26 protein-coding genes are annotated in these 25,118 nt (G+C 49.0%); 19 read left to right on the top strand and 7 right to left on the bottom strand.

Annotated features, from left to right (window positions below):
* The first annotated feature begins 50 nt into the window (after window positions 1-50).
* The 4 genes from FBQ74_RS00245 to FBQ74_RS00260 all read left to right on the top strand — a co-directional run bounded on the left by FBQ74_RS00245 (window position 51) and on the right by FBQ74_RS00260 (window position 4,008).
* A complete protein-coding gene (locus tag FBQ74_RS00245) occupies window positions 51-398 on the top strand; it encodes a hypothetical protein (RefSeq protein WP_139754764.1) in 348 nt (115 codons plus the stop codon).
* A gap of 87 nt (window positions 399-485) precedes the next feature.
* Window positions 486-1,172: a YjbF family lipoprotein gene (locus tag FBQ74_RS00250; RefSeq protein WP_139754765.1), complete on the top strand. Its 687-nt coding sequence runs from the start codon at window positions 486-488 to the stop codon at window positions 1,170-1,172.
* 5 nt (window positions 1,173-1,177) lie between these two features.
* Window positions 1,178-1,906 carry a capsule biosynthesis GfcC family protein gene (locus FBQ74_RS00255; protein ID WP_139754766.1) on the top strand — a complete coding sequence of 243 codons (729 nt, stop codon included), beginning with the start codon at window positions 1,178-1,180 and terminating at the stop codon, window positions 1,904-1,906.
* The gene (locus FBQ74_RS00260; RefSeq protein ID WP_139754767.1) at window positions 1,903-4,008 is read left to right on the top strand and encodes a YjbH domain-containing protein; all 2,106 of its coding nucleotides are present in this window, start codon (window positions 1,903-1,905) and stop codon (window positions 4,006-4,008) included. Before FBQ74_RS00255 ends, FBQ74_RS00260 begins: the two co-directional genes overlap by 4 nt.
* A 63-nt stretch (window positions 4,009-4,071) precedes the next feature.
* Here FBQ74_RS00260 and FBQ74_RS00265 read toward each other — a convergent pair whose 3' ends face one another.
* Together FBQ74_RS00265 and FBQ74_RS00270 are read right to left on the bottom strand one after the other, a co-directional pair.
* Window positions 4,072-4,464, bottom strand: a complete 393-nt coding sequence (locus tag FBQ74_RS00265; protein WP_139754768.1) for an adenylyltransferase/cytidyltransferase family protein — start codon at window positions 4,462-4,464, stop codon at window positions 4,072-4,074.
* 15 nt (window positions 4,465-4,479) lie between these two features.
* Entirely contained in the window at window positions 4,480-5,559 is a 1,080-nt protein-coding gene (locus FBQ74_RS00270; protein WP_139754769.1) for a CDP-glycerol glycerophosphotransferase family protein, read from the bottom strand.
* Between the two features lie 569 nt (window positions 5,560-6,128).
* Here FBQ74_RS00270 and rpmB point away from each other — a divergent pair.
* The 4 genes from rpmB to mutM all read left to right on the top strand — a co-directional run bounded on the left by rpmB (window position 6,129) and on the right by mutM (window position 7,956).
* Window positions 6,129-6,365: a 50S ribosomal protein L28 gene (gene rpmB, locus FBQ74_RS00275; protein WP_139754770.1), complete on the top strand. Its 237-nt coding sequence runs from the start codon at window positions 6,129-6,131 to the stop codon at window positions 6,363-6,365.
* A gap of 12 nt (window positions 6,366-6,377) precedes the next feature.
* The gene (rpmG, locus tag FBQ74_RS00280; RefSeq protein WP_013786148.1) at window positions 6,378-6,533 is read left to right on the top strand and encodes a 50S ribosomal protein L33; all 156 of its coding nucleotides are present in this window, start codon (window positions 6,378-6,380) and stop codon (window positions 6,531-6,533) included.
* A gap of 125 nt (window positions 6,534-6,658) precedes the next feature.
* Entirely contained in the window at window positions 6,659-7,135 is a 477-nt protein-coding gene (locus FBQ74_RS00285) for a hypothetical protein (protein ID WP_139754771.1), read from the top strand.
* 11 nt (window positions 7,136-7,146) lie between these two features.
* The gene (gene mutM, locus FBQ74_RS00290; RefSeq protein WP_139754772.1) at window positions 7,147-7,956 is read left to right on the top strand and encodes a bifunctional DNA-formamidopyrimidine glycosylase/DNA-(apurinic or apyrimidinic site) lyase; all 810 of its coding nucleotides are present in this window, start codon (window positions 7,147-7,149) and stop codon (window positions 7,954-7,956) included.
* Here the strand turns inward: mutM and coaD are convergent, their stop codons facing one another.
* Window positions 7,957-8,448: a pantetheine-phosphate adenylyltransferase gene (gene coaD, locus FBQ74_RS00295; RefSeq protein ID WP_139754773.1), complete on the bottom strand. Its 492-nt coding sequence runs from the start codon at window positions 8,446-8,448 to the stop codon at window positions 7,957-7,959.
* A 65-nt stretch (window positions 8,449-8,513) separates the two neighbouring features.
* Window positions 8,514-9,233, bottom strand: coding sequence for a 3-deoxy-D-manno-octulosonic acid kinase (locus tag FBQ74_RS00300; RefSeq protein WP_139754774.1), 720 nt, complete (start codon window positions 9,231-9,233; stop codon window positions 8,514-8,516).
* Between the two features lie 74 nt (window positions 9,234-9,307).
* Between FBQ74_RS00300 and FBQ74_RS00305 the strand changes: the two genes are divergently transcribed.
* From FBQ74_RS00305 to glpG, 8 genes are all read left to right on the top strand, one after another.
* Window positions 9,308-10,330, top strand: coding sequence for a glycosyltransferase family 9 protein (locus tag FBQ74_RS00305; protein ID WP_232371951.1), 1,023 nt, complete (start codon window positions 9,308-9,310; stop codon window positions 10,328-10,330).
* A 97-nt stretch (window positions 10,331-10,427) separates the two neighbouring features.
* Window positions 10,428-10,895, top strand: coding sequence for a type 2 periplasmic-binding domain-containing protein (locus FBQ74_RS00310; RefSeq protein WP_139754775.1), 468 nt, complete (start codon window positions 10,428-10,430; stop codon window positions 10,893-10,895).
* Window positions 10,892-12,061, top strand: a complete 1,170-nt coding sequence (locus FBQ74_RS00315; RefSeq protein ID WP_139754776.1) for a hypothetical protein — start codon at window positions 10,892-10,894, stop codon at window positions 12,059-12,061. Before FBQ74_RS00310 ends, FBQ74_RS00315 begins: the two co-directional genes overlap by 4 nt.
* 2 nt (window positions 12,062-12,063) lie before the next feature.
* Complete coding sequence (locus FBQ74_RS00320; protein ID WP_168190578.1) at window positions 12,064-14,505, top strand: putative bifunctional diguanylate cyclase/phosphodiesterase; 2,442 nt, start codon at window positions 12,064-12,066, stop codon at window positions 14,503-14,505.
* Between the two features lie 132 nt (window positions 14,506-14,637).
* A complete protein-coding gene (locus FBQ74_RS00325; protein WP_139754778.1) occupies window positions 14,638-15,831 on the top strand; it encodes a glycine C-acetyltransferase in 1,194 nt (397 codons plus the stop codon).
* Window positions 15,828-16,850: an L-threonine 3-dehydrogenase gene (gene tdh / locus FBQ74_RS00330; RefSeq protein ID WP_139754779.1), complete on the top strand. Its 1,023-nt coding sequence runs from the start codon at window positions 15,828-15,830 to the stop codon at window positions 16,848-16,850. The genes FBQ74_RS00325 and tdh overlap by 4 nt, the downstream gene beginning before the upstream one ends.
* Window positions 16,851-16,856: 6 nt before the next feature.
* Entirely contained in the window at window positions 16,857-17,168 is a 312-nt protein-coding gene (gene glpE, locus FBQ74_RS00335) for a thiosulfate sulfurtransferase GlpE (protein ID WP_139754780.1), read from the top strand.
* A gap of 1 nt (window position 17,169) precedes the next feature.
* Window positions 17,170-18,024, top strand: a complete 855-nt coding sequence (gene glpG, locus FBQ74_RS00340; RefSeq protein WP_139754781.1) for a rhomboid family intramembrane serine protease GlpG — start codon at window positions 17,170-17,172, stop codon at window positions 18,022-18,024.
* Here the strand turns inward: glpG and FBQ74_RS00345 are convergent.
* The gene (locus tag FBQ74_RS00345) at window positions 18,021-18,431 is read right to left on the bottom strand and encodes a flagellar basal body-associated protein FliL (protein WP_139757835.1); all 411 of its coding nucleotides are present in this window, start codon (window positions 18,429-18,431) and stop codon (window positions 18,021-18,023) included. The two genes, glpG and FBQ74_RS00345, sit on opposite strands and share 4 nt — an antisense overlap.
* A gap of 171 nt (window positions 18,432-18,602) precedes the next feature.
* Here FBQ74_RS00345 and FBQ74_RS00350 point away from each other — a divergent pair, with 171 nt between their 5' ends.
* The gene (locus FBQ74_RS00350) at window positions 18,603-19,151 is read left to right on the top strand and encodes a chorismate--pyruvate lyase family protein (RefSeq protein ID WP_139754782.1); all 549 of its coding nucleotides are present in this window, start codon (window positions 18,603-18,605) and stop codon (window positions 19,149-19,151) included.
* Between the two features lie 2 nt (window positions 19,152-19,153).
* Window positions 19,154-20,029 (top strand): 4-hydroxybenzoate octaprenyltransferase, encoded by an 876-nt coding sequence (gene ubiA / locus FBQ74_RS00355; RefSeq protein WP_139754783.1) that lies wholly within the window; start codon window positions 19,154-19,156, stop codon window positions 20,027-20,029.
* On the opposite strand, the gene ubiK is transcribed toward ubiA, so the two are convergent.
* The gene (gene ubiK, locus FBQ74_RS00360) at window positions 20,030-20,290 is read right to left on the bottom strand and encodes a ubiquinone biosynthesis accessory factor UbiK (RefSeq protein WP_139754784.1); all 261 of its coding nucleotides are present in this window, start codon (window positions 20,288-20,290) and stop codon (window positions 20,030-20,032) included.
* A 113-nt stretch (window positions 20,291-20,403) separates the two neighbouring features.
* Here ubiK and rep point away from each other — a divergent pair, with 113 nt between their 5' ends.
* Window positions 20,404-22,419 (top strand): DNA helicase Rep, encoded by a 2,016-nt coding sequence (rep, locus tag FBQ74_RS00365; RefSeq protein WP_139754785.1) that lies wholly within the window; start codon window positions 20,404-20,406, stop codon window positions 22,417-22,419.
* 34 nt (window positions 22,420-22,453) lie between these two features.
* Here the strand turns inward: rep and FBQ74_RS00370 are convergent, their stop codons facing one another.
* Window positions 22,454-25,054, bottom strand: a complete 2,601-nt coding sequence (locus tag FBQ74_RS00370) for a bifunctional diguanylate cyclase/phosphodiesterase (RefSeq protein WP_139754786.1) — start codon at window positions 25,052-25,054, stop codon at window positions 22,454-22,456.
* Between the last annotated feature and the right edge of the window lie 64 nt (window positions 25,055-25,118).

The raw sequence follows: 25,118 nt of genomic DNA on the forward strand, positions 1-25,118 counted from the left end.
CGATCAATTCCTTTAACATAGTGAGTCAATGGATATTTGTAAGGACCATTATGAAAAAGTCATTAGTTTCATTATTAATTGGTGCTAGCTTAGCTTTTTCTGCTACAGCTCAGGATCAGGCTGGCGGAAACACTTCAGGTGATTCTGCTGAAAACGGTATTGCTACAAGCACTATCGCAACAGGTGTTGTTGCAGCGGGTATCGCCGCGGCAGTAATCAGTAACAACCGTGGTTCAAGCAACGTTGATGAAGTAGTAGATCCTTCGCCAACTTGTAACGGCGACGATGAAATCAACTCTGATGGTTTCTGTGTTGGTACAACTAATACGGTAACTAGTCTGACTGGTACTGCTACTACAATGACAGCTGTTACTTTCACTTACGAGCCTTCTCTGTAAGTTGATACAGTTTGTTTAAAGCCGCTCCATTGGTGCGGCTTTTTTTGTTTTTATCCCTCTGGATTTTTCTTAATACCACGCCTCTTCATGAATAAATTTTTTTCAACCGTTTTTACTGTGGCATTGTTTTGTCTGACGCTTGTCGGATGCTCATCAACAAACAAAGCCTACTACGACACCATCAAACTCGCGCTGGCGTCTGAAAAACCGCTCTCACTGCCAATAGAAAAAGTTCTGGCCAGTCGCGCCGATTTGCTCAAGGTTAGACACGGAGAGCGAAATACCGCGGTCATGGCACTGGCTTATATTGAAAATGGCCAGAATAAGTGGGTTTCAGCTGACAGCGCTCAGCTGCACATGCATAACGGCGTTATTGTCCGCACACACGGACTTAATCAGGATATGCTTTATACCAGCAACCTGGACAAAAACCCGCTGTCTGATCCGTTGCCGTTATCCTTTGACTGGACGCGGGAAGTTGATATCAAGGGCATGGGGTACGGATTGACGGTAACCAGTCAGTGGAAGGCTGTAGCAGAGGAAGAGCTTACAGAGTTTTCAGCGTCATTCCCCGTGCAGCGAATAGAGGAAACGGTGTCATTTCCGAAAACCACACCCTACATCGAAACCGGCCTGACCTGGACAAACACTTATTGGGTCAGTCAGGAAAATGGTGAGCTACTCAAAGCATCGGTAAAGATTTCACCTCAGTCAGATCGTTTTGAAATGACCTATCTCAGCCGTGCTGCACGGCTTCTTAACGAGCGGAAATAATAGCAATGACCAGAATTCTTTTTCTTCTTTTTCTGGTGTCTGTGAGCGCTTCAGTAAGCGCCGAAGTCCGAATAGACATCAATAATCAGGCATTTCGCTATAAAGAGCCTGTGCGACTTTCTCAGGTTCTTGCACCTGTTGCTGCTAATCAACAGTGGTATTGGCCAGCCAGCCGGTTTTACGACTTGTCTGTTGATGTAGAGGCTCAGCGTGCAGAAGTAATTTCGCTGATTGATGCGCTGACAGTAGAACTGGCGCCTAAAGACGAACGCGCTATAGGGCTTCGCGCTTTGCGTCAGCAAATTGAAAACTGGAAGCTCGCCAAGCGTGTAAGAGTGGCTGTAAATTATGATGTGGCGCGATTGGATATTTCTCACAATCCAGAGCTACAGGATGGGGCGTATAAATTATCGTTAACCACCCGGCCTAATGTTGTTCACATTGGCGGACTGGTTAAGATGCCCGGCGCCTATAAATACCGTGCCATGGCAAGCGGCTTCCAGTATACCCAGGCTGTTCCGCTCAGAGGGGATGCAGAACCCGATTTTGTTTATGTGATTGCGCCTGATGGTAATATCCGTCAGTTAGAAACGGCCTACTGGAACCGGGATTATGCGTCAATCATGCCCGGTAGTCAGATTATCGTGCCGGTGTTTTCTTATCTTCTTACCCCATCGCTGTCTGAGCTCAATGAAAAGGTCGCGGCACTAGCAGTAAACAGAGTATTTCAATGATATCCGGTAAACCTACTTACTTATCTGCACTTATCGCCAGTATTTTAGCTTCATCTGCTGCTGTAGCGCAGGAAAAGCATACATCACTATCGGTCACCCCATCTCAAATGGTGCAGGGCGGCACCGGGTTGATACAGACACCTACCTCCAGAATGCGCCCGGAAGGGGATCTGGCTATCAGCTATACGGATAATGACCAGTACCGTTTCTGGTCTGTAAGCATGCAACTATACCCATGGATGGAAGCCACAGCCCGGTATACTGATGTGCGTACTCGTCTTTACAGTCAGGAAGAAAGCTTCAGTGGCGATCAGACGCTCAAAGATAAAGGTCTGGATGTAAAGTTCAGATTATGGGAAGAAAGCTTTTATCTGCCTGAGATATCTCTGGGGTTTCGCGACTTCGGCGGTACCGGTTTTTTTGAAAGTGAGCATGTCAGCGCCAGTAAAGCCTGGGGTCCGCTGGACTTCCATTTAGGCGTCGGCTGGGGCTATATGGGCCGGGCTGATGATATCACAAACCCTTTTTGTAAAATTAAAGACAGTTACTGCTCACGTCCGTTGGGATATTCGGGCAATGGCGGTAAGGTTGATTACGACCAGTTTTTTAAAGGACCGATGGCATTTTTTGGTGGGGTAGAATACCAGTCGCCCTGGGAGCCGCTTCGCTTCAAGCTGGAATTTGAAGGTAATGATTACAGTCAGGACCGGGCCGGCCGGCTGGAACAGGACACTCGCTGGAATGTCGGCGCCGTTTATCGCTATAAAGGCTTCGACTTTTCACTGAACTATCAACGCGGTAATACGGTGGGATTCGGGGTTACCTATAACTTCAATATGGATACCTTCAGTCAGGTTAAAATTGATGAACCACCCAAATCGCTTTTTAACACTAAACCCGCTAAAACAGTAAATGATGTCAATCGCGCCAAGCTTTCCAGGCAGTTAGCTACCGACGGTGCATTCTACATTCATGATGCCAATATTAATGATGATAAAGTCACCGTATACGGCTCTCAGCGCGCCTATCGCGATATTGTTGAAGCCACAGAGCGGGTAGGGCGCTTACTGGCTTCAGAAATGCCAGATACAGTAAAAGAGTACCGTATAGTGGAAACGCAAAACGGATTACCCATGACCACCACCCAAATAGACGCTGACGCCTTTAAATCGGTAGCGCGCTATGAAGGACTGGAACGATCTGTTGAGCAGACATTCGAACGTGTCACGCCTTCAGATGCGGATATGGCCGGGTATGATCCTAAAGGTGTGACCGGATTTGGTTACTCGACGGACTTTTTCTGGACTCAGAGCTTCGGTGGACCGGAAGACTTTTATCTTTACCAGGGCGGCCTTATCTTTGGCGGAGCATATTCATTTAACCAAAACTTTGGGTTGTACGGCAGCGTTTCAGCAACGTTACTGGAGAACTATGATAAGTTTAATTACACCCTGGACCAGGCTGACTCAAGCCTGCCACGGGTCAGAACGTATGTACGTGAGTATGTGACGCGCTCAAAAGTGCTGTTGAGCAACCTGTACGGCCGCTGGATTGATAAGGTGGCAGATGACTGGTATGCACAGGCTTACGGCGGGTATCTGGAAACCATGTTCGGCGGTGTTGGCGGCGAAGTGATGTACCGCCCGGTAGACAGCAACTGGTCATTCGGCGTAGACCTTAACTACGTTCAGCAGCGCTCTTATGAAAACGACTGGGACTTCTTCGATTATAAAGTTCTGACCGGGTTTGCCTCAGCCTATTACCGCCCTGAGTTTTTACCTGATACGCGGCTGACCGTCAGTGCCGGACAGTTTCTGGCAAAAGACAAAGGTGTGAACATTGATTTCGCCAAACGGTTTGACAGCGGCATCGTTGTGGGCGCCTATGCGGCGTTTACAGACGCTTCAGCAGAAGAATATGGTGAAGGCAGCTTTACCAAAGGTTTTTATATCTCAGTGCCACTGGATCTATTTGTCCTTAAGCCTGCAAAAGGCCGGGGACGATTCCCATGGGTGCCAATCTCTAGAGATGGTGGGCAAATGCTTAACCGACCTTCAATCTTGAGTGATATCACTGCACCGCGTTCGCCATTTTACAGATAAAACGCAAGCCGGATGATGTATGGCATCATCCGGCATTTCTTATTAAAAAATTCGCGAGATCGGTCAACGCTCTTTAATGATTTCGATGATTTCAGTCGTTGAAATTGACGGGGTACGGGGCAGATAAACCACATCACACGTATCTTTCAGGTCGTCAAAGCGACCCTCCCAGTCATTACCCATTACCAGTACATCAGCGTTGTGCGCCTTTATATACTCCCGCTTTTTCTCCAGTGACTCTTCTGTAAAAATTTCATCGACAAAACGTAGCGACTCAATTAATTCATGTCGGCTATGGTAAGGATAAACAGGGTTGCGCCCTTTCTTGTTAAAGTTAAGCTCATCTGAAGAAATGCCAACAATAAGGTAATCACCTAATGCTTTGGCGCGTTTTAAAATTCTTATGTGCCCGATATGTAAGACATCAAAGGTGCCGAAGGTAATTACTCTGCGCACAGTGGTCCCCGGTGTTTAAATATGTTCGGTCAGATACGCCGCAATTCTTGCACCGCACTGGCCATCTGTTTTCCCTACCATGTTTTTGACCAGCTCCTGCCGGGCCTTTTGTTTTGACTCAGGATTATTCAGGCAACCAGCAACGGCCGGCGCGATATATTTTGCGGCGCTGGTGCGTTTAGTCAGCTTATGAAAAAGCTCTATATCAGGGTCCAGGCGCTGCTTTAGCCTGAACTTAAGTAAGCCTTTGTAACTCCACCTTGTCTGATAGAAATCGCACCAGACAACAGGTTTATTCAATGCTGCAAACTCAAAAATAGCAGAAGATGCATCTGACAACATTACATCGGCCAGTTGCATGAACGGTAGCAGATTATAATCAGCGACACCGGTCACCCAGACGTTATCAAACTGTGCCCATTTATCGAAGCGCTCGCGATGGGCGGTATACTTACTTTTGGTCAGACTAAAAAAATGTGGCTTAACGATCAGGTTGTAATCCCCTAACGAAGCGGGCCAGTCGGCGCCGAAATGCTCAATACTGGAAGGGAAAAATGTAGGTGCATACAAAACCGTCGGCTTGCCAGGATCCAGGCCCAGGTCTGTCAGGTTTATATTGCTTTGCTGGTTGTTAAATACAGGGTCTAATTTTGCGAACCCGGTATCAATAAATTTTTTGTCTGGAAAACGTTGCGACAGACGTTTGAGCCGTTCCTGGCCTTCAACAAAGCGCACATCAAAAGGAAATTCGGACACATCGTAATAGCATGCTTTAGGCCCGATGCCATGCTGCATAAGCGCAAGCCTGGCGGGAATGCGGTATTTTTGTTGCGCTGAAAAAGGCGGGACGTTTCCGAAAATAATCCACTGTGCAGAGGAATGCCTGTAGAAATCAAACCCACTACTTTTATCTTCCAGGTAAACATACTCAAAACCAGCGTCGCTTACTGCCTTTTCTTTCACGCTATCGAGCGCTTCTTCGCGATAGAGCACGAATTCACACGTAACCTCACGGGCCTTCAATAACGCTGCTACAGGCAAATATTGAGGCAGATAGTACAAGTGCTGAGTATCAAACAGGACTTTTTCAGACATCACAAATTCCTGGATCGAAGCAGCCTATGACTGTCGATATATTTTATTATTCTTATAGTAATGATGTTTATCGCATATATATGCCCTTTGTAGCAAATCTGACATACGTATTTCACACAAAACTATTACAACAGTTCATAATCCGACCAGTCTGCTCAGCGCAGGAACGTTGTTCCAGCCTGGAAAGTCACAAACTGAAAATACCTGATGGGGTAGCAGGGCGAGGTAAGTATTTAACCCACTATCGATATAGATCATCGACACGAACTAAGTGAAAACTGTAAGAACAGGGATCATTTTGTGCCGATCCCAGATTAATTCATCGTCGAAACGCTGCTTTTTCCTTCAATGCAGAGCGGCTTTGATGTAGAATCCGCTGCCCGGATCTGAGGAGATCTCGATCTGAGGGACATTTACCAGGTTTTTTTGCGGCTTATCTTGTATTTTGGCTAGCTTTACTGTATAAAATGCGCCCTCTAATTTATAGTAATACGTCATTTGACCCAGAGACTAGTGAAGTGGTGGGATCGATTGGCGCGACAGTTATCGTTGTTCTGGAGACAAATACAATGTCAAGAGTATGTCAAGTAACAGGTAAGCGTCCTACGGTTGGTAACAATCGTTCGCACGCAAGAAACGCGACCCGTCGTCGCTTCTTACCAAACCTTCAATCTCACCGTTTCTGGGTAGAGAGCGAAAACCGTTTCGTTAAACTGCGTTTGTCTGCTAAAGGCATGCGTATTATCGACAAAAAAGGCATCGATTCAGTACTGACTGACATCCGTGCCCGTGGTGAAAAGATCTAAGGAAGCCAAACAATGCGTGATAAAATCAAATTAGTTTCTTCTGCAGGTACTGGTTTCTTCTACACCACAGATAAGAACAAGCGTAATATGCCTGGCAAAATGGAGATCAAAAAGTTTGATCCCGTTGTGCGTAAGCACGTTATGTTCAAAGAGGCCAAAATCAAGTAATAAAGCTTGCTTTTGTCTCCACGAAAACCCGGCCCATGCCGGGTTTTTTGCGTTTAGCACCTGATAGCGTTTCAATCCGCATTCTTATACACTTTGCGATATCGCTGATAGTAAAGAGTCTATGCATGGCAAAAACGCGGATTTCTCCCAGAGTAATGAACAACGTTGTGATATTCGCAATGCTTTTCATGATCCTTCTGTTCAATCTGGATGCTTTCTTGCCTGAGCCTGCCGTACCGCAATCCCGCCCGCTGGTGGGTCCTGACGATTATCTCCTAAAAGTAGAACAAACACCTTATAGCTTGGAACGCGCGGGCCAGAGCTGGCGACAAACCCAGCTTAATACTGCCTTATCAGTTACGCCTGATATGCAGCTGGCAGCCTGGCAACAGGGGCAGCTGGCGCCGACAGATTCAGTGCCGGCGGATGTCGCCGCTGCACAGCCTTATGTTGCCGTGGTATGGCTGGCCGGTAACAGCCAGGGGCAGGTTTTCGCTTTTTACCCTGGTGACGCTCGCACGTTTGTCAAAACCCAAAGCCAGTGGTTTACCTTGAAAGATGCCTCACTGCCCACACTCTTACCGTGGAATGAATACAACTAAGAGCTTCTCACATGCCTGAGTTACCGGAAGTCGAAGTCAGTCGCCAGGGGGTGTCTCCGTGGCTGAGTGACCAGACAATCACCAATATTGTTGTGCGGCAACGGCAAATGCGCTGGCCTGTACCAGCAGAAATTTCGCAGGCAGTCGGGCAACAGGTTTTAAATGTAAATCGCCGCGCTAAATATCTGCTGATCGAGGTTGAGACCGGCACCATTGTCCTTCATCTAGGCATGTCAGGGAAACTGCGGGTTGTTGATGCATCGCTGCCGCCGGTTAAACATGATCATATTGATATTGTATTAGGCAGTGGTAAATGCCTTCGTTTTAATGACCCGCGCCGGTTCGGTGCTTGTCTCTGGCAACCCGAAGGGACGCAGTTACCACAAATGCAGAATCTGGGGCCGGAACCGCTAACCGACGCGTTTGATGAGGAAAGGCTGTATACGCTCTCGCGGCAACGCAAAGGGGCCATTAAGAACTTTGTGATGGATAATGCGATCGTGGTGGGGGTGGGGAACATCTACGCTAACGAAGCGTTATTCATGGCCGGTATTGACCCTCGACGTGCGGCCGGCAGGGTCAGCGCGAAACGCTATAAGCTTTTAACCGCTGCTATTAAACAGGTTCTCGCAGAAGCGATAGAGCAGGGCGGTACAACACTTAAAGATTTTGCGCAAAGTGATGGTAATCCGGGTTACTTTAAGCAAAAGCTACGGGTATACGGCAGAGCAGAAGCACCTTGTTTAAGCTGCCAGACACCTATCAAGAGCGTTGTTATCGGGCAGCGCAACACGTTTTACTGCCCGTCTTGCCAGCGGTAATTACTTCTTATCTGAGTGAAAGCGCTTTGCCAGCGCTTTTTCAACTTCCGGATGGCAAAATTCAGTAACTTTGCCGTGATGCATAGCCACTTCTTTGACCAGTGTAGAGGAGATAAAAGAATTTTCTTCTGACGGTGTTAAAAACACACTTTCAAGCTTCGGATTCAGCCGGCGGTTCATATTTGCTAACTGAAATTCATATTCAAAATCTGAGACTGCGCGTAACCCCCGGATGAGAACGGTAGCATTTTGCTGATCGGCAAAGTCAGCCAGCAAGCCGGTAAATCCCTGCACTTCAACGTTATTCAAATCGCCGGTCACGGTTTTAATCAGCCGGACCCGTTCTTCCAATGTAAAAACAGGTTTTTTACTGGGATTAGATGCAATTGCCACAATAACATGAGAAAACATCTGTGAGGCACGCTGAATAAGATCAGCATGGCCATTGGTAATCGGGTCAAATGTTCCCGGATAAATTGCTCTGGTATGCATGGTATACAATCAATTTCTTAGTTAAGCCGCACACTACCGACTAATTAAAGCGGATGCAATGCGCTTTACGCATCCTGGTAGCCGTTTATAAGCGTATTCCAGTTTTGCTGGTCCCAGTAAAAGGTGAGGCTGCGGCCGAGCTCTTTTTCAAAAGAGCGACGAAGGCGCTCGAGATTGGTTTTTTTCCAGCCGCTGGCGTTACGTTTCGCGCAGCGGTCAAAATCAATAATCCATACCTGCTCTTGCTTATCAAGCATGATATTACGAACATTCAGGTCATGATGATAAACCTGCGCATCATGCATTTTTCTTATCGCACTGCCTACCGCTTTCCAGGTTGCATCATCCAGAGGCTGCTCCGTGAGCACATGGTGAAGGTCGCGGGCTTCAGGAATCCGCATTGTCAGCAACTCAGCCCGGTAAATTAGGCCGGAACGTTTAACCTGCGCACCAATACCAACAGGTACGTTCAGTCCGCACTGCTGCATATAATCAAGCAGATGCAACTCCATAAAAGGGCGAGTGCGATGAAGGCCGGCATACAGGAACTGATCGGTTAGTACCTTACCGATCAGGCCTCCGCGTCGATAGTGCCGAAGTACCCATTGCTGCTGTGAATCCGGCTGTACAAATAATGTTGTACCGCGCCCCTTGGCCTGACCTTTGACTGCGTCTCGGCTGGTCCAGTAATTTGGCGAAAATACCGCCGCATCCGTATCAGATAAGTAGTGGGTATTTACTAACGTATGATGCCCGATACCTATTTTATGGTGTATTATAGCCATATATGCTTTATGTTGTGATAGATTCGCTATTCTAATGATTAGTTTAAGCTTTTTAGAATTTGAGGAAAGGCGCATTGACGAAAAAAATTTGCCTGGTCCGGCTATCAGCCATTGGTGATGTTACCCATGCCGCGGCGATGGTCACCCGAATTCGTCAGCGCTGGCCGCAGGCTCAGCTTACCTGGGTTATCGGTAAAATAGAATATCAGCTGGTGCGACTGATACCCGATGTTCGGTTTGTCATTTTCGATAAAAAAGAAAAAAAGGCAGCAGTTGCAAAGCTTAAAGCTGAGCTGGACGGTGAAACATTCGATGCATTGCTGATGATGCAGGTGGCATTACGGGCCAACCTGGCTTCTCGGGTAATTAATGCAAAGCGACGTATTGGCTTTGACTGGTCGCGCAGTAAAGAGCTGCACTGGTGGTTTACCAACGAACGTGTGGCGCCAACCAAACATGCCCATGTGCTTGATGGTTTTATGGATTTTGCTGACAAGCTCGGCGTACCCGAGGCTCCGCTACAGTGGGATATACCTCTTGAGCCGGAAGCTCTTGCCTGGGCAGAGCAGCAGCGCCAGGCGCTGGGCAGGTTTGTTGTTATTAGTCCTGCGGCGAGCAAGGCTGAACGTAACTGGTTGGCTGAGCGCTATGCACAAATTGCCGATAACCTGGCTGAGCGAGGACTACGGGTTGTGTTGTGTGGTGGACCAGCGCCACTGGACAGACAAACCGGTGATGCGATTAAACAGCATGCGCAAAGTGCGTTGGTCGATCTGATAGGGCAAACCAGTTTGCATCAGATGGCAGCGCTGCTCAGTCATGCCGAACTGGTCATTGCACCCGATACCGGTCCGGCGCATATTGCGGCCTGTAAAGGGACGCCGGTAGTGGGATTATATGCCCACTCAAACCCGCGTCGCACAGGGCCTTATAATAATTTGAACAATGTGGTTTCGGTATACGACGACGTAATCGCAAAACAAAAAGGACAATCGTGGGAACAGCTTGGCTGGGGAACCCGCGCTAAAGGAGAGGATCTCATGTCGCTAATCACCGTGGAGCAGGTATGGGCGAAAGTGGCGGCAATTATAGAGTAAGCGCCGCCAGCAGCCGATAGTTTGCAAAGCAAAAACAAAAACAATAACTACACTTAACATAATGCGAAAATTCGGCACAACCAGGGAGAAGCGCTGGGTGTCCAGGCTGCTTGGGTTACTTTCTAGGGAACGTGTGCATTACGCAATGGGAATTGCGCTGATTGCACTGCTTCAGCTATCTGCGACCTCAGTGAGGGCGGCAGAGGATAACCTGCAGTTTGTCTTTCACCCTTCCGTAGGTAAACAAAGCCTGACTCCAACAGAAGCGCGTTCAATCTTTACCGCCCGGCAACAACACTGGGAAGACGGTAATAAAATTCATGTGTTTGTTCTGAAAACGGAATCTGCTGTGCATCGACGTTTTTGTCGTCAGATGCTGCAAATGTTTCCGTATCAGCTTGAACGAATCTGGAACCAAATCATTTATTCCGGGCAGGGTGATGCACCCAAGGTGGTACCCTCTCAGGAAGCTCTTATCGACGCAGTAAAAGCCACTCCCGGCGCGGTGGGCTACGCCAGCGAAGAATTATTACAAAACCGGCAAGATAAGGTCGACCCGCAATGAAACGGCTGTTTTTTCTTTCTCTCCTCTCACTCTGCGCACAGGCTCAGGATGTACAAAAAGTACAATGGCACGGCTATGTTTCGCAGGGTCTGACACAATCAGTTGATAGCGACTATCTAACTGATAACAATGACATTACAACTGACCTGACCGAAGTCGGAATCAATGGACGCTGGCAAATCCGCGATCAACTTGCCCTGGTCGGTCAGCTTAATTACCTCAACGGCGGCAATCGATATGAAGCCGGGGGCAGGGTTGATTATTTGTTTTTAGACTGGGCTGCACCACATATTGCCAACTGGTCCACCCATGTTCACCTTGGCCGGTTCAAAAACCGTCACTGGCTATATTCAGCCAGTCGCGATGTGCCTCACACCCGGGCCACAGCGATTTTGCCGCAATCTGTTTATTTCGATGGCTCCCGGGATATCGCTCTGGGCAGTGACGGTATCAGTGTGCAGTCTACAAGAAGCGATGCGAGCGGCGTCTGGGAAGTAAACTGGAGTTACGGGAAGTCACCGCTTGATGACGATGACACCGAAGCATTTTTAGGTCCCAACGCACAGGGCGAGGTTAAGCAGGATTATGTCCACCAGTTCAGCGTGTTTTATCAGCCACCGTCTTATAACTGGCGATTTGGCGCCAGCTGGCTAAGCTCAGACTTTCGCTACGATGCCGCACCACGGGAAACCTTTTTTAACGGCAAAAGCGAGATTGAGCGTATTGTTTTCTCGGGCATTTATTTCAGTGAGTTCTGGGAGCTGAGTGCTGAATGGGTGACAGAGTCACGACGAGACGCGGGCGCCTACGCACCAACTTTTGTTACAGATCGCACGGGTGAGGGGGGGTATGTACAGGCGCGCTACTTGTTTAACAGGAAGTTTAGCGCGCTGGCAAGCTACGATTCCTATACATTGGATAGAGATGACCCTGACGGACATGCATTGTCGGCCATGAGCGGTGGACTCGTGCCCTCTTATTATGGATATTCCCGAACTTATGCGGTTGGCGCAAGGTGGAATATTGCGCCAAACTGGCGCTTGCAGGCAGAGCACCACTGGGTGGAAGGGGCCGCCCGTGCCACTAGTCGTATTTTGCCGCAAACTGCCACAAATGTAGATAAGCACTGGAGAATGTGGGCAGTGCAGCTGATGTACTGGTTCTAGTTATGCAGGTAAAGCTGTCGTTTCTGACTAAAGTGATGCTGTTGGTACTGCTGATGATGGCAAGTATCACAGCGCTTATCAGTTCGCTGTTAATTCAGCAGTCTAACAATGCCATAGAAACACAGCACCAGGCGATGCAGCAGCTGAATATGCGTCGCTATCAGTTGCTTAATACGCTGCTGGATGATCGCATACAGTTATGGGCAGAAACCTTTCCAAGAACCAAAGGCGGCCGTCCGGCTACACTGAAGGAGCTGACCAGCTCGATTGAGGGGGCCAGAGCATCCTTAGAAGTTTATCTGCAGGTAGACAATATCTGGTTGTTCTCAGCAGCCGGAATGTTGCTACATGGCGAAGAGTCGGCGATGCCGGGTTTTGTTGCAACAATGCGCCAGCGCGCCTTCAGTGAACTGCGCCCTCAGATGACCACGTCCTGTGAACACCTTTGCCGTCGCTATGTGGCGATACCGGTGATGGTGCAGGATGACGATCCGGCGGTGCTGGTCTTTTCATCGGGTACGCAGGAACTGGTCGCGTTGTTATCACGCTTTGCGGATGTAGAGCGGATAGCCATTGTAAGGGGCGAGCAAAAAGCCGCGTCGATGGAAGTGATCAGCCGCTTGTCTGCCTCGAATAAGGAGCATGTAAGTAACATCCTGCGTCAGCTACCTGACAACACAACTATTGAAAGTCTCATCGCGCAGGGAAGTCGCATAGACTACGATAACCGCCTGATGCTGGTCAGCCTGCTACCGGTTCTGGACGGACGTTTGCCTGACAGCTACATCCTGTTCACCCGTGATATAACACAACAGGTGATGTCGGCCAGAAATTATCAGGACTGGGTGGTGGGCAGTGCGCTTATTATACTGGCCGTGTTTGCTGTGCTGTTTTACCTGATTCTGAACCGCTCGCGCAAAAAGCTGATCGCACTGAGCTGGCGTTTACCTTTGCTGGCCGAGCATCGCTATGATGAATTTAAGCGCGCCTCTACACAAAACATCAACTTTACCGCCAAGCGCCTGCCCGACGAACTGGATGTGCTTGAAACCGCAGCCAGTAATTTAGCGGTCGAACTGGAACGCATAGATACAAAAATGAATGAAACCACCGCCAAGCTGGAAAATATGGCGATGTTCGATGTGCTTACCGGTTTGCCAAACCGCAATATGCTGATGTTCCAGATGGAAAAGGAAGTCTCTTACCGTACCCGCAATGCCAAGCCCATGGCAGTATTGTTCCTGGATATGGATGACTTTAAGCGCATAAATGATATTCACGGGCACGATGTGGGCGACAAGCTTATCAAGGCGGCCGCGTCACGCCTTTCTGCTCCGCTTAGGGACAGCGATCTGGCGGCACGTTTTGGCGGTGATGAATTTGTCATCCTGCTCTCTGGCGTTGAAAACCGCATACAACTGGAAGTCGTTGCCAGTAAATTGCTACGGGCCTTCGATGCCCCTATCCAGTTTGACTCTCATCAGTTCTATATCTCACTGAGTATCGGTATCGCGTTCACCGATAAGGGCGATATCAGTGCGGTGGATCTGCTTCGCCATGCTGATATTGCGATGTATGAGGCGAAGGCGCAGAGCGGCTCTGCGTACTGTATCTTTGATAAAACCATGCACCAGAAAGTGATGCGTCGGGTAGAGCTGGAAAACGATGCCCGCATTGGTTTAAGTCAGGGGCACTTCTCGCTGGCGCTGCAGCCACAGGTTGAAATGCCTTCACGGCGTTTAGTTGGTATGGAAGCGCTGATTCGCTGGCACCATCCTGAAAAAGGCTTTATTTCACCGGCGGAGTTCATTCCGCTGCTGGAAAACACATCACTGATGATGACTATTGATTACTGGGTTATCTCACAGTCGCTCAGTAAGCTCGCGCAATTGCACGCCAATGGCTTCACCGATGTTAAAATAGCTATCAATGTATCAGCGGCGCAATTTCTCGATAGTTCTTTACCTGCCTATTTAGAACAGCAGATTGCATATTACAACGTATCGGCTGAGCATATTGAGCTGGAACTGACTGAAACCGCGCTGGTGGCGGATATGAACCGCGCCACCGCGACGCTGGAAACCATCCGGGCGATGGGCTGTCTTATTGCCATAGATGATTTCGGTACGGGTTATTCGTCTTTAGGGTACCTTAAAGCCTTACCGGCCGATTACATCAAGGTCGATCGTTCTTTTGTCTCGGGCATGGTTGAAAGCGCCGATGACCGCAGTATCGTTTCCTCTACCATTTCAATGGTTAAAGGCATGGGCTTAACGGTGATTGCCGAGGGCATTGAAACCGAGGAGCAATTTGAGATGCTTACCGGCTTTGGTTGTCATCAGGGCCAGGGCTACCTGTTCAGCCCGCCTATTCCCGAGGCCGCATTGTGGGAAGAACTGAACAAAAATCTGCATCAGGGTGTATGGAAAACAGATGCGTCATAGCCTGTAAACCGTTAAGGTGTGGCGAATTATTTACAATTAAATTTATCGTCACCCGTCACAAACACGGAAAGAGTGTACCCTTCCTCCCGCATTCTTTAAAATGACGCTTTTATTTTCTCAATGGAGATAAGCATGTCTGAGGCATTTATTGCACATTTACGCTCGCAGATAGAGCAGGTTAAAGAAGACGGCCTGTATAAAAAAGAGCGCGTTATTACCTCGCAGCAAAAAGCAGATATTGAAGTGGGCAATGACCACGTAATTAATTTTTGTGCGAATAACTACCTTGGACTGGCCAACCATCCCGATTTAGTTTCAGCCGCCAAAGACGGCCTGGATACCCACGGTTTTGGTGTAGCATCAGTGCGATTTATCTGTGGTACGCAGGACATTCACAAGCAGCTTGAAACAAAAATCAGCGACTTTCTGGGTACCGAAGATACTATTTTGTACCCGTCATGTTTTGACGCAAACGGCGGCCTGTTTGAAACGATTTTAGACAAAGAAGATGCGATTATCTCTGATGCGCTTAATCATGCCAGCATCATCGACGGTGTACGTCTGTCAAAAGCCAAACGCTATCGCTATGCCAATAATGATATGGAAGCGCTGGAAGACCAGCTCAAGCAAGCTACTGCTGATGGCGCCCGCTTTAAAGTCATCGCCACAGACGGTGTATTTAGCATGGACGGCGTTATCGCGAACCTGAAAGGGATTTGTGACCTGGCGGATAAATACGATGCGCTGGTCATGGTGGATGATTGCCACGCAACTGGCTTCTTAGGTGAAAATGGTCGTGGCAGTCATGAGTACTGTGAAGTGCTGGATCGCGTCGATATCCTTACCGGTACGCTGGGTAAAGCGCTCGGTGGTGCTTCAGGCGGTTACACCTCTGGTAAAAAAGAAATTGTTGAATGGCTGCGTCAGCGTTCGCGCCCTTATCTTTTTTCTAACTCTGTTGCGCCACCTATCGTATCAGCCTCACTAAAAGTGTTTGATATGATGGCTAACGGCCACGATCTGCGTGAGCAGCTGTGGAAAAACGCGTCACATTTCAGAAAGCGTATGGAAGACGCCGGCTTCACACTTGCCGGTAAAGATCACGCGATTATCCCGGTTATGCTGGGCGATGCCAAAAAGGCCAGTGAAATGGCAGATAAACTCCTTGAGAAAGGCATATACGTTATCGGCTTTTCTTATCCGGTTGTGCCAAAGGGTGAGGCACGAATTCGCACCCAGATGTCGGCAGGACACAGTATTGAACACGTCGATAAAGCTGTTGATGCCTTTATCGAAGTAGGACGTGAGATGGGGGTGATTGAATGAAATCACTGGTAAAAGCAAAACGCGAAAAGGGCATTTGGCTGCAGGACACCCCAGAGCCGGAAGTCGGTCACAATGATTTGCTCATAAAGATTCGCAAAACCGCTATTTGCGGTACCGATATGCATATCTACAACTGGGATGAGTGGTCACAACAAACCATTCCAGTCCCTATGGTGGTTGGCCATGAATATGTCGGCGAAGTCGTCGGCATGGGCCAGGAAGTGCGTGGCTTTGAAATTGGCGATCGTGTTTCCGGTGAAGGACACATAACCTGCGGGCATTGCCGTAACTGCCGTGCAGGCCGTCGTCATCTTTGCAGAAATACCACAGGGGTCGGCGTAAATCGCCCCGGTGCGTTTGCCGAGTACCTGGTTATCCCGGCGTTTAATGCATTTAAAATCCCTGACAATATCAGTGATGAACTGGCATCTATTTTTGACCCGTTCGGTAATGCTGTGCATACCGCGCTGTCATTCGACCTGGTGGGTGAGGATGTCTTAATTACCGGTGCCGGTCCCATCGGCGCGATGGCTGCGGCTGTGGCGCGTCATGTTGGCGCGCGTCATGTGGTAATTACCGATATCAATCCATATCGCCTTGAGCTTGCAAAGAAAATGGGCGCTACGCGTACCGTGGATGTCAGCAAAGAAGATCTTAAGGATGTTATGGCCGAAATCGGTATGTCTGAAGGCTTCGACGTGGGCCTTGAGATGTCTGGTGTGCCATCAGCATTTCGCGATATGCTGGATAAGATGAACAATGGCGGCAAAGTCGCTATGCTGGGTATTCCGCCGTCAGATGTTGCTATTGACTGGAATCAGGTTATCTTCAAGGGGCTGGTGGTTAAAGGTATCTATGGCCGCGAAATGTTTGAGACCTGGTACAAAATGGCTTCTTTACTGCAAAGCGGCCTGGATTTGTCACCGGTAATCACCCATCAGTTTGATATTGATGATTTCCAGAAAGGCTTCGATCAGATGGGCTCGGGAGAGTCAGGTAAAGTCATTTTAAACTGGTAGAGGTTTATGTCGGAATTTAAGCACATCAGTGTGCAGGACGTAGCTGAGAATATGTCCGCTTACCGGGTCGTGGATATTCGCGACCCGCAGTCGTTCGCCGCAGGCCATATGCCAAAGGCAACACAACTCAATAACGATAACTTTGCTCAGTTTCTCGAGCAGACTGATAATGAGCAGGCGGTCGTCGTGGTTTGTTATCACGGTATAAGCAGCCAGCAGGCAGCAACCGTTATCGCCAATCAGGGCTTTAAAGATGTCTACAGTATGGATGGCGGCTTTGAAGCGTGGAAACAAACCCAACCTGTGGTGACTGAATAACGTGTCACAACCTATCATCACGCTGCGCGACAAAGCGTATGCGCACCTGCTGGCCAATTACCTGGTCAGCCAGGGGCACCCGGCCAGTGTTCAGCCACTGGCGGATAATACATACCAAATCAGCCTGAACAGTGAAACCGATCTGGAACAGGTGAAAAGTATTTGCGAAGCTTTCATCCGGGAACCTAATCATCCTCGCTATCAGCAGGCAGCGTGGCAGTCCGGCGAGCAAATCAATCTGCCGAAAAGTGGCGGCGCCATCCGCAATAAGTTAATCGATAATGCCAGGCATGCACCGTTTACTGCGGTCATTTTTATTCTGTGCACGCTGACTTACGGATTGTCTCTGCTGGGGCTGTTTCCTGCTATTTATCAGGGCCTGACCATGCAGCCGCTGGGCGTACTATTTACCACCCACGAGTGGTGGCGATTAATCGGGCCGGTCTTTTTGCATTTCAGTGCGCTGCACTTTGTATTCAACCTGTTGTGGTGGGCAACGCTGGGCGCGCAGATTGAACGCACCCTGGGTGTTTCAATGTTGCTTTTGGTGTTTGTTGTTTCTGCCATTGCCTCAAATATCGGCCAGTTACTTGTAAGCGGTCCGAATTTTGGCGGTATGTCCGGCGTAGTATATGCGCTTCTGGGGTTCATCTGGTGGGTGGGTTGGCTAAAACCCTCCTGGGGAATGACATTGCCGCGGGCAATTGTCGGGTTCATGCTGGTGTGGCTGGTGATTGGTTATGCTGATGTGTTGTGGGTCAATATGGCTAACACTGCGCATCTGGTAGGGCTTATCAGTGGGTGTTTACTGGCGGCGCTGCTGGCTATCGGTAGCGGGCGCCGCCAGTCTGCTTAGGTGTGATATAAATACTTCGTGAAGATAACGTTTTTGATAATCTCTGCGCCGGTTTCGCGTTTCATATGATCCTGTAGCGCTTTGAGAATGGCTAAACGGATATCTTCGCGACCAGTGAGTGATTTCACTTTCTCCGCGGTCTGCTGGCCAAAAATCTCAATGGTGGTGGCACGCAACAGCGGCATGTGGTGCTCAGCGATTTCAAGCTGGTCCGCATCGTTGATCATCAGCTCAACGGTTACCCGTACATAACCAAGTTTACGTGCCGATGGGCTGATAAAATTGGTCACGATATCCGGCTCTAAGCCCAGATAAGCATAATTAGCTTTGGTCTGTGCACTGGCAGGAGCTGCAAATACTATCAGGGCGCACGCTATCGTCAGCGCGAGATGTCGTAAAACACGCATTTTCATAAACTGCTTTTCTTAAATGGGTTACTGCGACTACAAGTAGTTGTATAGTTTAGCAAAGAAGTAAAATTAAACGAGTCATTTACCGTTTCTGTCTTAATAACAAACTGTGACCGCTTAATACGTAATGTTAAGATAGCGCGCAAAGAAGCAAGAGTGAATTAGTCTTTGGAATTAACCTTTCCTTTCGACCACGGGATACAGGTAGAGTGGGTGGCCGCCCACAATGTTGTTATTCCCTCATCAACCCTGCAACACTGGCTGCTGGACACCGGCTCGCTGACCGAACGGTTGCAGGAGTGCTGCGACACTTTCTCTCTGCGCCGGTTGGGCCAGGGGGCAGTGCCGCTGTACCCCAACGAAAAACGCTGGTTGCCAGAGGCGCCGGTGCAGCAGTGGCAGGCGCGCGAAGTGATTCTGGAGGGTGACAGCAAACCCTGGGTTTTCGCCCGCTCTGTATTACCCCAGTCACTGGTAGATGGCGAGCTTGCCAACTTAGGTGCTCAGCCTCTGGGTAAGCGCTTATTTAATGACAGTCGCTTTGTGCGTAGTGACTTTGAGCTGTGTCAGGTGCCGGCGGCCGTGTTTGCTGTTGATAATACCATCTCTGACAGGCAAATCCTGTGGGGGCGTCGTTCACGTTTTCATTTAGGCGATGATTACATCATTGTGGCTGAAATCTTTTTACCTGACTCGCCGGCATACAGGGGCGACTAAGCATGTACTCGCGACTTACCTTTTCTAATCTTGGCGCTTACATACAGCTTACTCGGCTGGATAAGCCCATTGGCATCTATCTGTTGCTCTGGCCCACGCTGTGGGCGCTGATTATAGCCGCTCAGGGCGTGCCCTCGCTTAGTATCACCGCTATCTTTGTGGCTGGTGTGGTACTGATGCGCTCAGCGGGTTGTGTGATCAACGATTATGCCGACCGCAAGGTAGATGGCGCGGTTGAACGAACGAAAGCGCGACCTTTGGTATCCGGTCAGGCCAGCGAAAAAGAAGCGCTGCAACTATTTGCGCTGCTGGTGGGCGTAAGTTTTATTCTGGTGCTGTTTTTAAACTGGCAAACTATCGCGCTCTCTTTTGTGGCGGTGGCGCTGGCATTTTGCTACCCCTTTATGAAGCGTTACACGCATATGCCGCAGGCAGTATTGGGCGCAGCCTTTGGCTGGGCTATCCCCATGGCCTTCATGGCTGTAACAGAAACGGTGCCGCTGGCAGGTTGGGTACTTTTTGTGGCAAATGTGTTGTGGACGATTGCCTATGACAGCATGTACGCCATGGTCGACAGAGAAGATGATTTAAAAGTGGGTGTTAAGTCCAGCGCAATACTCTTCGGGCGTTACGACAGGCTTATTATCGGAGTTTTGCAGCTACTGACATTAGTATTGTTAGTCTGGGTCAGTATGCTGATTCAGGCGAGCTGGGTGGTTTATCTGGCGTTGTTAATTTGCGCGGGGCTGTTTATCTATCAGCAGGTACAAATCCGCCACCGCGATAGACAAGCCTGCTTCCAGTCATTTCTGGATAACCATTATATTGGCCTGGCATTCGCAGCGGGATTATTGGTGCATTACCTGGTTATTGGCTGATTACTTTTTATCAGCCGGTGTAGCTTTACCTTCAAGTTCTGCCAGGCGTGCTTCCATCGCATCCAGCTTTTCACGGGTGCGAATCAATACCTGGCTTTGAATATCGAATTCTTCGCGAGTAACTAAATCAAGCTTTGACAGCTGAGACTGCAAAACCTGTTTAATGCGCGCTTCTGCGCCTTCTGCTGCATTGCGAACGCCCGGCGGTACCGCGCCAGAAATTTGTTTTGCCAGTTCTTCGAGTTTTTTCGGATCGAGCATGGTTTTCCTCTATAATGCGCCACAACATGGTCTGTCTATTCTAAAGAGAAGTCGGGCACATGCAACGAAAACCGCTATTACCCTAAACTCCGCAATTTCCGGTAGCTAATTACATGCGATTAAACGATGCCCAACAATCTGCAGTTACATACGTGTCAGGCCCGTGTCTGGTTTTGGCCGGCGCTGGTAGTGGTAAAACCCGGGTAATTACCAATAAAATTGCGTATCTGGTACGTAACTGTGATGTGCCTGCCCGTTATATCGCAGCAGTTACCTTCACCAATAAAGCGGCCCGTGAGATGAAAGAGCGGGTGGCGCAAACATTGGGCAAGACAGAAGCCCGGGGATTAAAAGTTTCCACGTTTCATACCCTGGGCCTGCGTATCATCAAGTCGCACGTGAAGGACTTGGGCCTGAAGCCTGGCTTCTCATTGTTTGATGATAAAGACTCCATGGCACTGCTGAACGACCTGACCGAAGACACACTGGATGGCGATAAAGACCAGCTGTCGTTGCTGCAAAGCTGTATATCTAACTGGAAAAACGATCTTCTGCTGCCGGATATGCTGCTAAAGCAGGCTACCAGTACCGGTGAGAAAGAATTCGCCGAAGCATATCAGCAGTATCAGAACCACCTGAAAGCCTACAACGCACTGGATTTTGATGACCTCATCCTGCTACCCACGTTGCTGCTGAAAAGCTCGCAAACCATACGTGAAAAATGGCAGCGTAAGCTGCGTTATCTGCTGGTGGATGAGTATCAGGATACCAATACCAGCCAGTATGAGCTGGTGAAGCTGCTGGTGGGTGAACGGGCACGTTTCACGGTGGTTGGCGATGATGATCAGTCGATTTATTCCTGGCGTGGTGCCAAGCCACAAAATCTGAACTTGTTGCAGCAGGACTTTCCGAAGTTAAATGTAATCAAGCTGCAACAGAACTACCGCTCGTCAGGGCGCATCCTGCATTGCGCCAATATTCTTATCCAGAATAACCCGCACTTGTTTGATAAAACGCTGTTTTCAGAGTTGGCCTACGGTGAGCCGCTGCGGGTGATCGTTGCCAAAAACGAAGAACACGAAGCTGAGCGGGTAGTGGCTGAGCTGATAGCTCACAAGTTTATGAACCGCACCAACTTCAAAGACTACGCGATTTTATACCGCGGAAATCATCAGAGCCGGCTGTTTGAAAAGCTGCTCATGAGTAACCGTATCCCTTATAAAATCAGCGGCGGTATGTCGTTTTTCGGTCGCACTGAAGTGAAAGACATCATGGCGTATCTGCGTCTCTTGGTGAATCCTGATGATGACAATGCGTTGCTGCGGGTTATCAATACGCCGCATCGGGGTATTGGTCGTGCCACGCTCGAAAAGCTGGGTAATTTTGCCAATGAACTGGGTGTGTCGATTTTTGCAGCAGCAGTACATGACGGGCTTTCGCAGGTCATGACAGATAACGCCTATCATCGGGTCGCCGGCTTTGGCCGCTGGATGGTGGAGCTGTCCGATAATGCCCAGCGCGGGGATACTAAAGCAGTATTGCGGGAAATGATAAAATCGATGCAGTACGAAGAGTGGCTGTACGAGCAAAGCAAAACACCCAAAGCGGCAGAAATGGGCATGGCCAACGTCAGCACGCTATTTGGCTGGGTAACGGATATGCTTGAAGGCAATGAGCTGGATCCGCCCATGACGCTACCAGAAGTGGTTAATCGCCTCATACTACGTGACATGATGGAACGGGGCGAAGATGACGCAGAGGCCGATCAGGTACAGCTAATGACGCTGCACGCATCAAAAGGTCTGGAGTTTCCCATTGTGTTTCTGGTGGGAATGGAAGAAGGGCTATTACCGCACCAAAGCAGTATTGATGAGGACAACGTCGAAGAAGAACGTCGCCTGGCATATGTGGGGATCACCCGTGCACAGCGCGAGCTCATATTTTCGCTGGCGCGTGAACGTCGTCAGTTCGGTGAAGTCATCAACCCTGAACACAGCCGGTTTTTGGATGAGTTACCGCCAGACGATGTGGAATGGGAAGATCAGAAGAAAAAAGTCAGTGCTGAAGAGCGACAGGAAAAAGGCCATAAAAGTATTGCTAACCTGCGGGCGATGCTGGGCAAAGACTAACGCCCGCTAACAAAATCGCAGCTGCTTTTCAGAGCTAGACCGCCAGCCTTCTCATTGGAAGTGGCTCAGGCTCACTAAGCACTTTACCTTGAGCGAAATGACAGTTGATTTCAGATAACGCCGCCAGTTGCGAAGGCGAGTCTACGCCTTCTGCAATAACCTTAAAGCGCAGGTGTTCAGAAATCAGCATGACTGACTGAATCAGCTTTTGGTTACGCTGCGAACGGGGTAGCGATTTTACAAAGCGATGATCAACTTTGATAAAATCGAACGGATAAGCAAACAAATAGCTTAACGATGCCAGACCGCTACCGAAGTTATCCAGAACCAGCGTAATACCTGCTCGCTTAAGCTTTTTAATGGCAGGAAGAATAAACTGCGAACGACGGTTCAGATCGTTCTCATCAAACTCAAAAACCAGTTCGCCCGGCGAGGTACCACGTTCTTCAATAATCCGGATGATTTTATTAACCAGAGACTGCTGAAGCAGGTGGTTAATCGACACGTTGACCGCAATGCGGGCAGGGCGGCTATGTTTATCTTTCCATTCTTCTAACAGGTCGCAGGCCTTGTGCAACTGGAACAGATCAAGATCCAGTGTCAGACCGCTTTGTTCAGCCACCTGACGGAACTGCTCGCGGGCCACCTTGCCATAGTGCGGGTGAGACCAGCGCACATACATCTCATGATAAATAGCTTCTTCGGTGTGCAGATTAATTACGGGCTGCAGGTAGCATTCAAACTCTTCCTGGCGTAGCGACTGCCGGAATTCATTTTCAAGCTCCAGCTCTTCAAGCAGGCGCTCACGCATGCTTTTATCGAACATAACAAAGCGGCCGCGCCCCAGCGTTTTGGCCTGATACATGGCAGCATCAGCATCACGCAGTACTTCATCTGCAGCCTGATAATAGCTTTCCAGGTGGGCGATGCCGACACTGGCACCGGAATACATCTCTTTGCCTTCCAGCGTGAACGGCTGAGACACCGCTTCAATAATGCGCGCTGCGACTTCCTCAACATCAGCCAGATCTTCAAAGTTGTCCAGCAGTACCACAAACTCATCACCGCCCAGGCGGGCCAGTAAGTCGTGACCGCGAATACACAGCGAAATACGGTTCGCCACTTCAACCAAAAATTCATCGCCGGCATGGTGGCCGAGGGTGTCGTTGATGACTTTAAAGCGATCAAGGTCAATAAACAGTACTGCAAACAGGTTTTCCGGATGACGTTGTTTATTGGCCAGTGCCAAATCCAGGCGGCTGGTAAACATCACCCGATTAGGCAAATCGGTCAGCGCATCGTGATGCGCATCATGAATAAGCTTAAGCTCCATTTCCTTGCGCTCGTCAATTTGCTTGCGCAGGTTGGCGTTAACCTCATTTAATTCTTCAGTACGCTCACGCACCCGTTCTTCCAGTTGCTGGTTGTACTGATGAATAGCATCGGTGCTGCGCTTGCGCTCCATAGCAACTGCAATATGGTGCGAAACAAAACGAAGCAGCTCAAGATCGCGGCTGGTGTACTTGGCCAGCTTACCGTAGGTTTGAACCGCGATAATGCCTGAGACCTCACCGTCTACTACAAGTGGCGACCCCAGCCAAGAGTTAGCGCTTTTCAGCATGCTTTGCGCCACACTGACATCAATATCGCCAGACTCCGCCAACTCAAGTACTCGCGAGGGATTGATCAGTTCAGCCTGACCAGAGCGCAGAACAAATTCAGATAAACCCAGTCCCAGAGGACGTTCTTCCGCGCTGTCGTATTCTTTATCGCTGAAGTAGGGGAAGCGTAGCTTATCGCGATCTTCATTTAATGTGGCGATATAGCAGTTCGGTGCACTGATAAGGCGGGCTAGAATCTCGTGAAGGCTGGAATAGAAGTTTTTCATGTCACCTTCAACATTGGCCGCCAGTTCTGAAATTTCGAACAAGGCATGCTGAAGCTGCTCAACTTTCTGACGCTCCAGAATTTCTTCCTGAAGGTCATCGTTAATTTTACGAAGCTGACGCGTACGCTCACGAATAGTACGTTCAGTTAGTTCCCGGCTTTTAACACGGTCAACCGTGGTGACGATATGCTGGGAAACGAACAACAGAACCTCTAAGTCTTCGGCTGAATACGTAACCGTTTCATCGTAGGTTTGCACTACCATGGCCCCAATCACCTGGGTGCCGCGCTTAAGAGGTACACCTAAAAACTGATGCGGCAGGGCCCCAACCAACTTTGCGCCTGTTTTTGCCTCAAATTCATCAGAATTGGATTTATCCAGAAATACGTGGTTGCCGGAGCGAAGAATATGGCCGGTGATACCGTCCATTAACTGTTCAGCAGGGACCTGTTTGATGGTTTGTTCATCAAACTCATCAACAAAATACGCAAAGTTGATCAAATTGACGTCGCGCTCGTAGAAGGCGACAAAGAAATTCTCGGCATTCATGAATTCGCCGATGATTTCGTGGATGGCAGAGTAAAGACGGTTGAGATGACTAACAGAGCTCGCCAGTTCAGAAATATCGAACAGGGCTTTTTGCACGCGTTCCGCACGCTTATATTTTTCAGTCAGTTGCTGTAACTGCGGAATAAGCTCACGGAGCTCTTCCTCAGACAACGGATACTGCGTAGACTCTGTCGACATTAAGTTAGCCAGCTTTTCTTAGAACACCAAATGTTGTTAACAGCTTAAATTAACTGATTTGTGT

Origin of the sequence: Salinimonas iocasae (assembly GCF_006228385.1) — a bacterium.
In the GTDB taxonomy this organism is placed as follows: Bacteria; Pseudomonadota; Gammaproteobacteria; order Enterobacterales; family Alteromonadaceae; genus Alteromonas; species Alteromonas iocasae.